Source organism: Nocardioides massiliensis (assembly GCF_030811215.1).
Taxonomy (GTDB): Bacteria; Actinomycetota; Actinomycetes; order Propionibacteriales; family Nocardioidaceae; genus Nocardioides_A; species Nocardioides_A massiliensis.
This window is the reverse complement of record NZ_JAUSQM010000001.1, coordinates 101,346-113,850: the sequence shown is the minus strand read 5'-3', so window position 1 is coordinate 113,850 and position 12,505 is coordinate 101,346. Positions and strand designations below refer to the sequence as shown.

Annotated in this window: 15 protein-coding genes and 1 tRNA gene; 10 read left to right on the top strand and 6 right to left on the bottom strand. The window is 71.7% G+C overall.

Annotation, left to right across the window (positions count from 1 at the left end; translation table 11 throughout):
• Positions 1 to 40: 40 nt before the first annotated feature.
• From J2S59_RS00575 to J2S59_RS00555, 5 genes are read left to right on the top strand one after another with little or no spacing between them, the layout of a single operon-like run.
• The gene (locus J2S59_RS00575) at positions 41 to 484 is read left to right on the top strand and encodes a M67 family metallopeptidase (protein WP_068120065.1); all 444 of its coding nucleotides are present in this window, start codon (positions 41 to 43) and stop codon (positions 482 to 484) included.
• Entirely contained in the window at positions 484 to 783 is a 300-nt protein-coding gene (locus J2S59_RS00570) for a MoaD/ThiS family protein (protein ID WP_068120067.1), read from the top strand. The genes J2S59_RS00575 and J2S59_RS00570 overlap by 1 nt, the downstream gene beginning before the upstream one ends.
• Positions 784 to 788: 5 nt before the next feature.
• Positions 789 to 1,736: a PLP-dependent cysteine synthase family protein gene (locus J2S59_RS00565; RefSeq protein WP_068120069.1), complete on the top strand. Its 948-nt coding sequence runs from the start codon at positions 789 to 791 to the stop codon at positions 1,734 to 1,736.
• Positions 1,733 to 2,086: a hypothetical protein gene (locus J2S59_RS00560; protein ID WP_181641830.1), complete on the top strand. Its 354-nt coding sequence runs from the start codon at positions 1,733 to 1,735 to the stop codon at positions 2,084 to 2,086. Before J2S59_RS00565 ends, J2S59_RS00560 begins: the two co-directional genes overlap by 4 nt.
• The gene (locus J2S59_RS00555; RefSeq protein WP_068120072.1) at positions 2,079 to 2,495 is read left to right on the top strand and encodes a hypothetical protein; all 417 of its coding nucleotides are present in this window, start codon (positions 2,079 to 2,081) and stop codon (positions 2,493 to 2,495) included. The genes J2S59_RS00560 and J2S59_RS00555 overlap by 8 nt, the downstream gene beginning before the upstream one ends.
• Here the strand turns inward: J2S59_RS00555 and J2S59_RS00550 are convergent.
• Complete coding sequence (locus J2S59_RS00550) at positions 2,476 to 4,389, bottom strand: beta-propeller domain-containing protein (RefSeq protein WP_306824709.1); 1,914 nt, start codon at positions 4,387 to 4,389, stop codon at positions 2,476 to 2,478. The two genes, J2S59_RS00555 and J2S59_RS00550, sit on opposite strands and share 20 nt — an antisense overlap.
• Positions 4,390 to 4,491: 102 nt before the next feature.
• Here J2S59_RS00550 and J2S59_RS00545 point away from each other — a divergent pair, with 102 nt between their 5' ends.
• The gene (locus tag J2S59_RS00545) at positions 4,492 to 5,667 is read left to right on the top strand and encodes a saccharopine dehydrogenase family protein (protein ID WP_306824708.1); all 1,176 of its coding nucleotides are present in this window, start codon (positions 4,492 to 4,494) and stop codon (positions 5,665 to 5,667) included.
• Here the strand turns inward: J2S59_RS00545 and J2S59_RS00540 are convergent.
• The gene (locus tag J2S59_RS00540) at positions 5,660 to 6,226 is read right to left on the bottom strand and encodes a type 1 glutamine amidotransferase domain-containing protein (protein WP_068124224.1); all 567 of its coding nucleotides are present in this window, start codon (positions 6,224 to 6,226) and stop codon (positions 5,660 to 5,662) included. The genes J2S59_RS00545 and J2S59_RS00540 overlap by 8 nt on opposite strands.
• A 138-nt stretch (positions 6,227 to 6,364) precedes the next feature.
• Between J2S59_RS00540 and J2S59_RS00535 the strand changes: the two genes are divergently transcribed.
• On the top strand, positions 6,365 to 8,383 hold the full coding sequence (locus tag J2S59_RS00535; RefSeq protein WP_068124222.1) for an acyltransferase family protein: 2,019 nt from the start codon (positions 6,365 to 6,367) through the stop codon (positions 8,381 to 8,383).
• A 20-nt stretch (positions 8,384 to 8,403) separates the two neighbouring features.
• Here J2S59_RS00535 and J2S59_RS00530 read toward each other — a convergent pair.
• Positions 8,404 to 8,476, bottom strand: a tRNA-Arg gene (locus tag J2S59_RS00530).
• A gap of 117 nt (positions 8,477 to 8,593) precedes the next feature.
• Between J2S59_RS00530 and J2S59_RS00525 the strand changes: the two genes are divergently transcribed.
• The 3 genes from J2S59_RS00525 to J2S59_RS00515 all read left to right on the top strand — a co-directional run bounded on the left by J2S59_RS00525 (position 8,594) and on the right by J2S59_RS00515 (position 11,003).
• Complete coding sequence (locus tag J2S59_RS00525) at positions 8,594 to 9,805, top strand: LCP family protein (RefSeq protein WP_306824707.1); 1,212 nt, start codon at positions 8,594 to 8,596, stop codon at positions 9,803 to 9,805.
• A 104-nt stretch (positions 9,806 to 9,909) separates the two neighbouring features.
• Positions 9,910 to 10,815, top strand: coding sequence for an NAD-dependent epimerase/dehydratase family protein (locus tag J2S59_RS00520; protein ID WP_306824706.1), 906 nt, complete (start codon positions 9,910 to 9,912; stop codon positions 10,813 to 10,815).
• Complete coding sequence (locus tag J2S59_RS00515; protein ID WP_068118938.1) at positions 10,812 to 11,003, top strand: hypothetical protein; 192 nt, start codon at positions 10,812 to 10,814, stop codon at positions 11,001 to 11,003. The genes J2S59_RS00520 and J2S59_RS00515 overlap by 4 nt, the downstream gene beginning before the upstream one ends.
• 7 nt (positions 11,004 to 11,010) lie before the next feature.
• Here J2S59_RS00515 and mscL read toward each other — a convergent pair whose 3' ends face one another.
• The 3 genes from mscL to J2S59_RS00500 form a co-directional block, all read right to left on the bottom strand.
• Positions 11,011 to 11,394: a large conductance mechanosensitive channel protein MscL gene (mscL, locus tag J2S59_RS00510; protein WP_306441238.1), complete on the bottom strand. Its 384-nt coding sequence runs from the start codon at positions 11,392 to 11,394 to the stop codon at positions 11,011 to 11,013.
• Positions 11,395 to 11,424: 30 nt separating this feature from the next.
• Positions 11,425 to 12,123: an SAF domain-containing protein gene (locus J2S59_RS00505; protein WP_181641690.1), complete on the bottom strand. Its 699-nt coding sequence runs from the start codon at positions 12,121 to 12,123 to the stop codon at positions 11,425 to 11,427.
• Positions 12,124 to 12,196: 73 nt separating this feature from the next.
• On the bottom strand, positions 12,197 to 12,502 hold the full coding sequence (locus J2S59_RS00500) for an FmdB family zinc ribbon protein (protein ID WP_068118958.1): 306 nt from the start codon (positions 12,500 to 12,502) through the stop codon (positions 12,197 to 12,199).
• Positions 12,503 to 12,505: the final 3 nt, after the last annotated feature.

Below are 12,505 nucleotides of genomic sequence, written 5' to 3'. Positions count from 1 at the left end.
GGCGCCGGGTGTCCTGGCTCACTCGCCTAACCTGGGTGGCGTGCTGACCATCGACCGCGCGACCTACGACGCCATCGTCGCGCATGCCAAGCGGGACCACCCCGTGGAGGCGTGTGGCGTGGTGGCCGGGCCCGAGGGCTCGGGCCGGCCGGAGCGGTTCGTCCCCATGCTCAACGCCGCGGGATCCCCGACGTTCTACGAGTTCGACTCCGCCGAGCTGCTGGCGCTCTACAAGCAGATGTGGGACGCCGACGAGGAGCCGGTGGTGATCTACCACTCGCACACCGAGACCGAGGCCTACCCCAGTCGCACCGATGTCGGGCTGGCCAACGAGCCTGGTGCGCACTACGTGCTGGTCAGCACGCGGGAGCACGGCAACGCCGAGGGTCCCGTGGAGTTCCGGTCCTACCGCATCGTCGACGGCGTGGTGACCGAGGAAGAGGTCAACGTCGTCGACGCCCTACCGCCGAGGAGCACCCCCTGATGGCCATCGAGGTCCGCGTCCCCACGATCCTGCGCACCTACACCGACGGCGCGAAGTCCGTCACCGCCGAGGGCGCCTCCCTGCGCGCCCTGGTCGACGCGCTGGAGGCACACCACCCCGGCATCAAGGAGCGGCTCGTCGAAGGCGACCCCATCGAGCTGCGGCGCTTCGTCAACGTCTACGTCAACGACGAGGACGTGCGCTTCACGGGCGGGCTCGACACCGAGCTCTCCGACGGCGACCAGGTGGTGATCCTGCCGGCAGTCGCCGGTGGGTCTCGGGCGACGCTGCCCGCCTGACGCGCGTGCGCTTCGACAGCCTGCTCGACTCGGTCGGTGGGACGCCACTGGTCGGCCTCCCGCGGCTGTCGCCGTCCCCCGAGGTCCGGGTCTGGGCCAAGCTCGAGGACCGCAACCCGACGGGGTCGATCAAGGACCGCGCGGCGCTGAAGATGGTCGAGGTCGCCGAGGCTGACGGCACGCTGACGCCCGGGTGCACGATCCTGGAGCCGACGTCGGGCAACACCGGCATCTCGCTGGCGATGGCCGCTCGGCTCAAGGGCTACCGGATCGTCTGTGTGATGCCGGAGAACACCTCGACCGAGCGCAAGCAGCTGCTGGAGATGTGGGGCGCGGAGATCATCTACTCCCCGGCAGCCGGCGGGTCTAACGAGGCCGTCCGGGTCGCGAAGCAGATCGCAGCGCAGAACCCGGACTGGAAGATGCTCTACCAGTACGGCAACCCCGCCAACGCGCTCGCGCACTACGAGGGCACCGCGCCGGAGATCCTGGCCGACCTCCCGACGATCACCCACTTCGTCGCGGGACTCGGCACCACCGGCACCCTGATGGGCGTCGGCCGCTACTTCCGCGAGCACAAGCCCGAGGTCCGCATCGTCGCCGCGGAGCCGCGCTACGGCGAGCTCGTCTACGGCCTGCGCAACCTCGATGAGGGGTTCGTGCCGGAGCTGTACGACGCCTCGCTGATCGACTCCCGCTTCTCCGTCGGCCCCCGCGACGCCGTACGCCGGGTCCGCGAGCTGCTCGCGCAGGAGGGCATCTTCGCCGGCGTCTCGACCGGTGCGATCCTGCACGCCGCGCTCGGCCAGGCCACCAAGGCGGTCAAGGCCGGCGAGTCCGCCGACATCGCGTTCGTCGTCGCCGACGGCGGGTGGAAGTACCTCTCGACCGGTGCCTACGAAGGCACCCTCGACGAGGCCGAGGACAAGCTGGAGGGCCAGCTGTGGGCGTGATCCAGGTGATCGCGGGCGCGCTGTGCGGCGTACTCGCCCTGGTGGCGCTGGCCGGGCTCGTGACCGGCCGCCCCTTCGGACGCGCGGTCATCATCGTCTCCGCCGCCATCGAGCTGGTGTTGATCGTGCACCTCGTCGCCGGCGTCGGTCAGCTCCTCGGCACCGACACGGTCCCCGTGGTGACCTACCTCGGCTACCTCATCGGGGTGCTGATCGTCCTGCCTGCCGCGGTGATGTGGGCATCGGTGGAGCAGTCGCGGGCCGGCCCGGCCGTCATCCTGCTCGCCTCGCTCACCGTCGGGTTCCTGCTGCTGCGCACCCACGACATCTGGGCGCTCGCCGGTGTCTGAGGCGGTCGTCACGAACCGGGGCTTCGGCCGGCTCCTGGTGGCGGTGTACGCCGTGTTCGCGCTGTCGGCGTGTGGTCGCTCGGTCACGCAGCTGGCGACCAAGTTCGACCAGGCCCCGGTGCCCTACCTGCTCTCGGCTTTCGCCGCCGCGGTCTACGTCGTCGCCACGGTCGCGCTGGCCAAGGACGGTCCCGGGTGGTGGCGGATCGCCCTGGTGGCGTGCTCCGTCGAGCTGGTCGGCGTCGTCGGCATCGGTGCCGTGAGCGCGGCCGTGCCGGAGTGGTTCGACGAGGCGACCGTGTGGTCGGAGTTCGGTGCCGGCTACGGCTTCGTCCCGCTCGTGCTGCCGTTCGTCGGCCTGTGGTGGCTCTGGCGCACCCGTCCCGCACTCACCCGCCGCCCGGGCTGAGCTCGCGGTCGAGGTCGACGACCTCGACCCCGCGACGGCTGACGACGGCGACGCGCTCGTCAGCCAGGGGGAGCGTGCGCACGGAGTCGCTGCCCCACCTGCCGACGGGATGGGGGAGGACGGTGGCGGTCAGACGGTCGCCGTCCGGCTCGACCGCGACCAGCCGGGGCCCGCGCCGCCCGCGCTGCCAGAAGTCGGCCACCGCGATGCCCAGCCGGCGCTGCGGCAACCAGGTGAAGGTGCGCGGCTCCCACTCCGCGCCCCAGTTCGTGTGCCGGCCCAGTCCCGCGGACGCCGTACGCCGCGGGTCTGCCAGGTCGCCGAGGTCGAACAGCGACGCCTGCGCACCCCGCGTGCGCCCGCGTGCTGTCGCGTCCTGGCCGAGACCGAGCACCCGGCCGTCGCCGATCGGGTGCAGGTAGGCGGAGAAGCCCGGGATCTTCAGCTCCCCGAGGAGCCGAGGACTCGTCGGGTCGGTGAGGTCGACGGTGTAGAGCGGGTCGACCTGGCGGAAGGTGACCAGCACGGCGAGGTCGTCGAACCAGCGCACCGCGTGGATCTGCTCGCGTCGACCCATGCCGGCGACCTGGCCCACCTCGACGAGCTCCCCCTCGCCCTCGGCGAGCACGGTCACGGCGTTCTCGCGGGGATTCCACGAGCGGCCGAGTGCGGACGCCACGCGCAGGGTGCCGTCGTGGGCGTCGAACGACCAGCGGTCGGCGACCCGGCCCGGGACCGTGCCGGAGCCGAGGTAGCGGGTGGTCGGGCCGTCCTCGCCGGCGCCGGCCTCGAGCGCGAAGGCGTGGACCCCGGTCCGGGGTCGTTGCCAGTCACGGGTCGCGAGGTAGACCCGGTCGGTACTGGCGTAGAGCAGGTCGGACTCCGTGGCGATCGCCGTCGCCGTGCGCGCCGTCGGACCCGCCGGGACGTCCCAGGCGAGCAGGCTCACGGTGCCGGCCGCGGCACGGTCGTCGACGAGAGCGACGTCGTCGCAGTCGACGAGGGGAGCGCCGGCGCCCCCGTTCGCGGGGCGCACGTGCGGCAGCCAGTCCTCGATGACGCTGCGTCGTACGAGGTCGCGGTTGTGGCGCAGAGCGTCGGCCCGGGTGCGCCGACGGTTGGGTTGCACGAAGTCCAGCGCGGGTCCGTGATGGCGGAAGCTGAGCCGGACGGCCGCGTCGTCGCCGTCGTCGTGCAGGCGCGCGCCGAGCACCGATCCCTCGACGACCTCGTCGGACAGCAGCACCGGGGACGCCGGGTCGGCGACGTGGTAGGTCCGCACCAGCGTGCTGCCACCACCGGCCGGCCAGATGGAGTCGATGACCGCCGACCGGGCAGCGGGTCCGGGAGGGGCACCGGAGGTCCCGCCCAGCACGACGAGCCGGTCGTCGGCCAGCAGCAGCTCGGCGCCGTGGACGTGCCTCGGCAGGACGATCCGGGTCAGCAGGCGCGGTGTCACGCCAGTGATCTCGTGCACGGTGAGGCGGCGGCCCTGGACGGCGTACACGTGTCGGCCGTCGGTCTTGGCGATGTCGGCCTCGTCGACGCCCGCCTCCTGGACGTTGGTGCCCCCGGCGGAGGAGCCGACGGCGAGGTCCACCGTGGCGCCCGCCGCGACCGGGAACCGTCCCCACCCGCCGCCGAGCCCCCACGCCGTCACCTCGGGCAGCGCCGCCGCGACGTACGCCCTCAGCAACGCCTCGCAGCTGTCGGCAGGCGCGATCGGGCCGGTGACGGCGACCGGCTCCAGGTCCCGCGGCTCCTGCGCTGGTGCCTCGGGGGACGGCGGGCCGGTGGTGGCCAGGAGGACCGTGGTGGCGAGGACCGCGCCGACGGTGACGATGCCGGTGACCAGACGGGCGCGCCGGGGGAGGGAGGAGAGGAGTGCGTGCACGCCCGGTGAGACGCAGGTGAGGGTGCTTGGGTTCCCCCGTCAGAGTGGACCCGTCGGAGTGGATCCCACCACCCGTGTCGTCGATAGATCCGAGGAGCACCCGTGTCCGACCGCGAGCTCGACATCCTGCTGCTGGGAGCCACGGGCTTCACCGGCGCGCTGACCGCCGAGTACCTCGCCCAGCACGCCCCGCCCGGCCTGCGCTGGGGCCTGGCCGGCCGCAACCACGTGAAGCTCGCCGCGGTGCGGGAGAAGCTCGCTGCGATCGACTCCGCCTGCGCCGACCTGCCCCTGGTCCTCGCCGACACCTCCGACCCCGCGAGCCTCGACGAGGCAGCGCGGCGTACGCGGGTGCTGGCGACCACGGTGGGGCCCTACCAGCAGTACGGCGATCCGGTCGTCGCCGCCTGCGCGAAGGCCGGCACCGACTATCTCGACATCACCGGCGAGCCGGAGTTCGTGGACCGCACCTGGCTCGCGCACCACGAGACCGCCGTGGCGAGCGGGGCGCGCCTGGTGCACGCGTGTGGGTTCGACTCGATCCCGCACGACCTGGGTGCGCGCTACACCGTGCTCCAGCTGCCCGAGGACGTGCCGATCACGGTGCGCGGCGTGGTCCGCACCAACGCCGCGTTCTCCGGCGGCACCTTCCACTCCGCCATCGGCGCGTTCGCCCGCGGCCGGCAGATGCAGCAGGCGGCCAAGGAGCGTAGGGCCCGCGAGCCGCGGCCGCAGGGGCGGCGCTCCCGGACGGTCGTCAAGCGCCCGCACCGCGACGCGGAGCTCGGCTACTGGCTGGTGCCGCTGCCCACGATCGACCCGTTCGTCATCGCGCGATCCGGGGCGGCCCTGGAGCGCTACGGGCCGGACTTCCGCTACTCGCACTACGCCGGCGTACGGCGACTCCCGGTCGCGGTCGGGGGCATGGTGGGGGCGGCGGGCCTGCTCGGCGCGGCGCAGGTCCCGCCGTTGCGCAAGGCGATCTTGTCGCGCATCGAGCCGGGCCAGGGTCCGTCGGCGCAGCGGCGGGAGAAGTCCCGCTTCAGCGTCGACTTCATCGGCGAGGGTGGCGGCCGCACGGTCCACACCCGGGTGTCGGGGGGCGACCCGGGCTACACCGAGACCGCGAAGATGCTCGCCGAGTCCGCGCTCTGCCTGGCCCTGGACGACAACCCGCCCACCGCCGGGCAGGTCACCACTGCCACGGCGATGGGCGAGCACCTCACACGTCGGCTGATCGACGCGCAGATGAGGTTCGAGGTCCTCTCGGTCAGCTGAGCAGCTCGACGAGCTTGGCGTTGAACGCCGGGAGGTCGTCGGGCTTGCGGCTGGTCACGAGGAGGCCGTCGACGACGACCTCCTCGTCGACCCAGGTGCCACCGGCGTTGCGGATGTCGGTCTGCAGGCTCGGGAACGACGTCAGGGTCCGGCCGGAGACGACCCCGGCCTCGACGAGGGTCCAGGGTGCGTGGCAGATCGCGGCGACCGGGCGCTCGTCGTCGAAGAAGCTGCGCACGAAGGCGACGGCGTCTGCGTCCATCCGGAGCGCATCAGGGTTGGCGACCCCACCGGGGAGCACGAGTCCGGCGTAGTCGCCGGTCGCTGCGTCACCGACCGCGACGTCGACGTCGAACGTGTCGGCCGCCTCGAGGTGGTTGAAGGCTTGGATGGTGCCGGACTCGGTGCTGATCAGCACCGGCTGGCCGCCGGCCTGCTCGACCGCCTTCCACGGCTCGGTGAGCTCGACCTGCTCGGTGCCCTCGGTGGCAACGAGGAAGGCGACCTTGCGGCCGCCCAGCGGGGCGTTCTGGCTGCTGTCGGGCGCGTTCTCAGTCATACCCCCGAGGTGACCGTTCGAGGGCGACCTGAAACAGTAGGGCACCGACGTGAGAGCGGCAGGGGAAGTGGGTACAAGCGTTCTGCTCGTCCCACTCTCCCTGTCCGGACGACCGAGCGTTCGAGGAGTTGCCCGCCCGTGAAGTGGACGTACCGCCCCGCGCTCGACGGGCTCCGGTCGATGGCAGCCCTCGTCATCATCCTCTTCCACGCCGGCGTGGAGTGGGTTCCGGGCGGCTTCGTGCCGCTCGACCTGTTCTTCGTGCTGTCGGGCTACCTGGTCACCAACGTCATCCTGAGCGAGATCGATCGCAAGGGGAAGCTCGACCTCGGTCGGTTCTACGCCCGGCGGGTCCGGCGGCTGCTCCCGGCGGCGATCCTCACCATCGTCGGCGTCACGCTGATCTTCCTCCTCCTCACCTCGGTCGTACGCCGACTCGAGGTGATCGGTGACGCGCAGGCGGCGCTGCTCTACTACGCCAACTGGCACCACATCATGCAGTCCACGGACTACTTCGCCGCGGAGCAGGTCAGTCCGTTCCTGCACTTCTGGAGCCTGTCGCTGGAGGAGCAGTTCTACATCTTCTTCCCGCTCCTGGTGATCTTCCTGCTGAAGCTCAAGTCGAAGTGGGCCCTGCCCGTCGGCCTGACCGTGGTCTTCCTGGCCTCCCTGGCCTCGCAGGTCTACTGGGGCCGCGTCGACGAGATGCACGCCTACTACGGCACCGACGCCCGGCTCTACCAGATCGTGGCCGGCGCGCTGCTCGCCGTCGCGATGCGCTCGCCCCGCTTCCAGGTCTCTCGCCGCTGGGGCACGGTGATCGCCGTGACCGGGTTCGCGACCTGGGTCCTCCTGATCGGGCCGTGGCTGGATCTCACCCAGTCCAACCGCGGCATCGTCGCCATGGTGGCCTGCACCATGCTGGTCGGCGGTCTGATGATCAACGACCAGCAGCTGTTGAGCCGGGCGGTCAGCGCGCGCATCCCCGTCTATCTCGGCACGATCACCTACGCGATCTACCTGTGGCACTGGCCGATCACCCTGGTCCTCCAGGAGTTCATCGCGACGAGCCCCGAGACGCTCGCCGTGCTGGTGGGGGTCCTGTCCGTCGCCATGGCCGCCGCGTCGGCCGAGCTGCTCGAGACACCGGTGCGCACCAGCAAGCTGCTCGACGGGCACAAGTGGAAGGTCGTCGTGGCCGGCGTGGGCACGAGTGCGCTGATCGCGGTGTTCTTCGTCCCGTGGGCGTTGGAGAAGGACCGCCAGCCCTCGCTGGTCGCCAACGGCGGTGCCAACCAGACCACCAGCGTTCAAGGGGTCGCCGCGGAGACCGCTGCGGCCGAGGCGGAGGACGTCCCCTCCGGGATCGACTGGGCCGCGATCCAGGCCGACAAGGGCGCCGACCTCCCGTGCGAGGCCGAGGACCCGACCGAGTGCATCGTGGTCGAGGGCGACGGACCGCACGTCCTGCTCGTCGGTGACAGCCACGCCCGCATGCTGGCGCCGATGTTCCGCGAGATCGCCGAGGAGCAGGGCTGGACGTTCTCGATGAACGTCCTCGCCGGGTGCATGTGGCAGCCTGACATCGTCAACCTGCAGTCCCCGCAGGCACGCATCGAGAGGTGCGAGGGGATCCGCGTCGGCTGGTACGACGAGAAGCTGCCCCAGCTCGACCCCGACGTCATCGTGCTCGTCAGCCAGGACCGCCTGGCGTCGAAGGCGAAGATGCGCAACCTCGAGGCCCGCGACGACGTCCGCGAGCCGATCGAGCGGACCATCCTGCGTTCCACGCGCGAGACGCTGGACACCATCACCCAGCACGTCGACCACGTCGTGCTCATCGAGGACGTCCTCACGCCCGACACCTTCCGGCCCGACGAGTGCCTCGCGACCGCCACCACCGCGGTGGACTGCGTCGTGCCGCTTCCCGTGGACACGCCGGGCACCAGCGCGGCGTACATCACGATGGCGCAGGTCCTCGACAACGTGTCGACGGTCAACCTCAACAACGCCTTCTGCCCGTCGGCGCCGACCTGCCAGCCGGTGGTGAACGGCGAGGTGGTGTGGCGCGACCGCTACCACGTCGCGACCGACTTCGCGGTCGCGCGCCGCGAGGAGGTCTGGAAGGCCCTCGAGGGGACCGGTGCGTTCAGCTGATGACGGTGCGGGGTGTTCGGTGCCCCAGGCCAGAGTCGAACTGGCGACCTTTCGCTTAGGAGGCGGCTGCTCTATCCACTGAGCTACTGGGGCAGGTCTTGCTTGCGCTGCGTATCTTGGCACGGTGAGCGGGAGGGCCGATTTCGGGTCCTCGCCACGGGCCGCGCACAATGGTGATCCCTGTCCCGACCGTCCGAGAGCCCGACCGCCGTGCCCCAGAAGGCCACCCCGCGCCACCGCGCCGAGGTCCCCCGCCGTCAGCGGCGGCTGCGTGCTGCCCTGATCGCAGTCGTCTCGCTCGCGTTGGTGGTCGGGATCGGTGTCACCCTCGTCTACCGCAAGCTCGACGGCAACCTCAGCGTGATCGACGCCGACGCCCTCATCGGCGGCGACCGGCCGGACGAGGCCAGCGTCAAGGCCACCCACAAGCCGCTCAACGTGCTGCTGATCGGCTCCGACAGCCGCCTCGGCAGCGACATCGGCGGGGACAGCTCGGGGCTGGCCGACACGGTGATCCTCCTGCACCTGTCCGGCGACCGCGACCGGGCGTACGGCGTGAGCATCCCGCGGGACCTGATGGTCGAGCGTCCCGCCTGCACCAACGCCGACTCCGGTGTCGAGATCCCGGCCTCCAACGGACTGGAGCAGTTCAACGCGGCGTTCGCCTACGGCGGACCCGCGTGCACGATGAAGACGGTCGAGCACATGACCGACGTGCGCATCCACCACTTCGTCGAGGTCAACTTCAACGGCTTCCGCGACATGGTCGACGCGCTCGGCGGCGTGCCGATCTGCGTGCCGGAGGAGGTCAACGACACCTACGGCAAGATCCACCTGCGGGCCGGCTCCTACGAGGCCGACGGGCGCCAGGCCCTCGATTACGTCCGCACGCGCACCGCGATCTCCGACAACGGCGACGTCGGCCGGATGCGGCGTCAGCAGGCCTTCCTCGCGGCGATGACCAACAAGGCGGTCTCGCTCGGCACGCTGGTCAACCCGGTCAAGCTCTACAACTTCCTCGACGCGGCGACCAAGTCGATCCGCCTCGACGACGGCCTCGACTCCCCGGCCAAGCTCGGCGGACTCGCCAAGCAGCTGACCGACATCGGCCTGGACAACGTGCAGTTCCTGTCGGTGCCGTTCGACTGGTGGCCCGAGGACCGCAACCGGCTGATCCTCACCGAGGACGCCGACGAGCTGTGGGACCTGCTGCGCGAGGACGAGCCGCTCAGCCGCCGGCTCAGCACCGACGTGATCACCGCCGCCGAGCCGCCCACGAAGCAGCAGCCCCCGAGCGGCTCCGGCGAGGACGACCCCGGCGCGGGCGCGAGCACGACGGGTCCCGAGCCCGGCGCGGGCGCGAGCACGCCGGCGCAGCAGGAGCGCGAGGAGCGGGCCCGCGAGAACGGCCTGTGCGCCTGATCCGGGCCGGGTCCCGGACTTGCCGTTATCTCCTCGTTATGGTGACACTGCCCCGACGTCCTGCGTCACGCCCGACCGCAGGCCAGATTCGGAGGTCAGCGCACGTGAAGGTTGCCGTCACCGGTGCCACCGGCGTCCTGGGACGCGCAGCCGTCCGAGACCTCGTGTCCGCCGGCCACGACGTCTTCGGCCTGGCGCGCACCGCGGGCAAGGCCCAGCTGCTGGAGTCCTACGACGTCACGCCGGTCCACGCGGACCTGTTCGACCGCGACTCCCTCGTCGCGATGTTCACCGGCTGCGACGTCGTGCTGAACCTCGCGACCCACGTCCCGGTGGGCTCGCTGCGGGAGAAGGCCTGGCGCGAGCACGACCGGATTCTGCGGTGGGGCGCGGCGACCGTCGCCGAGGCGGCCGAGGCCGCGGGCGTGCGCAGGCTGGTGCAGGAGTCGACCAGCTCGGTGTACGCCGACCACGGCGACGGCTGGATCACCGAGGACTCGCTGCTCGACATCACCGCCGCCACCGAGCCCGCCTCGATGGCCGAGTCCGTCGCCCAGTCGTTCGCTGCCGACGTCCCCGGTGGACAGCGCACCGCGGTCATCCTGCGCTGGGGGCGCATCCTCGGCGAGGACCCGCAGACGCGCTGGATGCTGGGGGAGACGCGTCGTCGTCGTGCGTTCACCGTCGGCCACCCCGAGGCCTGGACGCCGGTCGTGCACACCGACGACCTCGGCGGCGCCGTCCTCGCCGCGCTCGAGGCGCCCGGCGGGACCTACAACGTGAACGCCGAGCCCGTACGCCGCTCCGAGCTGCTGGCCGGTCTCGGCGAGGCCCTCGGGCGGCCGGCGCCGGGACTGCGCCGGGCCCCCCTCCTGGGCGACCATGCCGAGCCGTTGCGGCGATCGTTGCGGGTATGTGCCGAGCACCTCACCGCACAGACCGGCTGGACGCCCCTGCGTCCGACCTTCGACGCGACCTGGTTCGCACCGTTGGTCGCGGCAGCGCGATGAGCGAGCGGAGCTCGGACAGAAGCGAGCGGAGTCAGGAGGAGCGCCGCCGGCTGGCCGAGATCTTCGGCGACGTCTTGCCCGAGCAGACCTCCGACGACCGGGACCCCGACGCCCGCCGCGAGGCGGTCGAGGAGCGCGAGCGTGCCGACGAGTGGCTGCGGCGGCAGGTGCCGCCCCACCACGGGTAGGCCTCGGTCAGATCCCGCTGGTGCCGGACCCCGCCTGGCGGGCGAGCAGGTCGCGGATCTCCTCCAGCAGGAGCACGTCGTCGGACTTGACCGCCTCCGGCTCCTCCTTCTTGAACCGCGACATCGCCTTCTCGTAGGGCGTGACGACGAAGAAGTAGACGACCGCCGCGATGACGAGGAACGAGATCAGCGCGTTGATGAAGACACCGATGTTGACGTCGAAGAGCTCGACGCGGGCGAAGTCGGGCTCGCCGCCCACCTTGCCGATGAATCCCATCAGCGTGTCGGTGAAGGAGCTCACCACGGCGGCGAATGCGGTCGCCATGATGAACGCCACCGCCAGCTCGATCAGGTTGCCCTTGAGCACGAAGTCCTTGAAGCCGTTGATCATGGCGCCATCCTCTGCCGAGTCAGGCGGACCTCACGGTCCGCTGAGTACGAAGGACAGGTGCCGGTTGGCTCCCGCCCACGCAAGATCCTGGGCCGTCGGCGGTGAGGTGGCAAGCACCACGAGTCGTCCGCCCAGCCCCGTGCCGAACCCCGTGCCGCTGCCCGGTGCGGTGCCGGGGTCCGCGGGAAGGGCCACGACGGCCACGTCCTTCGCGACGACGTCCGCGCCACCCGTCCCACGCGGGTCGGCAGCGGTGACGTCGATGCGGTCGCCGACCCGCAGCAGTCCGACACTGCCGGCGTCGGGGATCCGCACGGGTACGGCGACCGAACCGGGGTAGCCGGCCAGCAGGCCGGGCGAGACCGCGCGGGCGTCGGTCAGCATCTCGCCCGCCCGCACCGCCGTGGCCAGGGTGCGACCGCGCAGGTCCGCGCTCTCGAGCAGGCCGTGAGGCACGAGTCCAGGATCGATCCGGCGCTGGTCGAGGTGGCCGGCCGCCACCACGGTGCCGGCCGGCAGGTCCCGGGCGGCGACGGTGACGGTGACCGTCTCCGGGGGGAGCGGGCTCACGGCCCGCAGCGCGGCGAAGGCGGCCAGACCGACGCACAGGGCGGCGAGGACCCGCCGACGCAGCAGCACCGCGCGCCGCAGGCCGTCCCAGCGGTCCCGCGCACGCGCGGACCAGCGACGCGAGGGGGGAGCGGGCGGGCGGGGTCGGCGTACGGGCATGGCCCGAGGGTAGGGACGCGCGCCGGTCGACGTCGGCGCTCGTCCACAGGCCCCGCGGGGTCAGGCGGACGGGTCAGGCGGCGCCGGTGCCCGCGGGGGTGTTCGACGAGCTGCTGGACGAGGTCGAGGAACCCGACGAGCTGGACGAGTCCTTCGTCGAGGTCGTCGTGCTGGCGGAGTCGCTGCTGGTGCTCGTGCTGGAGCCGCGGCTGTCGGTGCGGTAGAAGCCCGAGCCCTTGAACACGACGCCGACGGCGTTGAAGACCTTGCGCAGGCGGCCCTCGCACTGCGGGCAGACCGTCAGCGAGTCGTCGCTGAAGCTCTGGAACTGCTCGAAGGCGTGGTCGCACTCGGTGCAGGCGTACTGGTACGTGGGCACGAT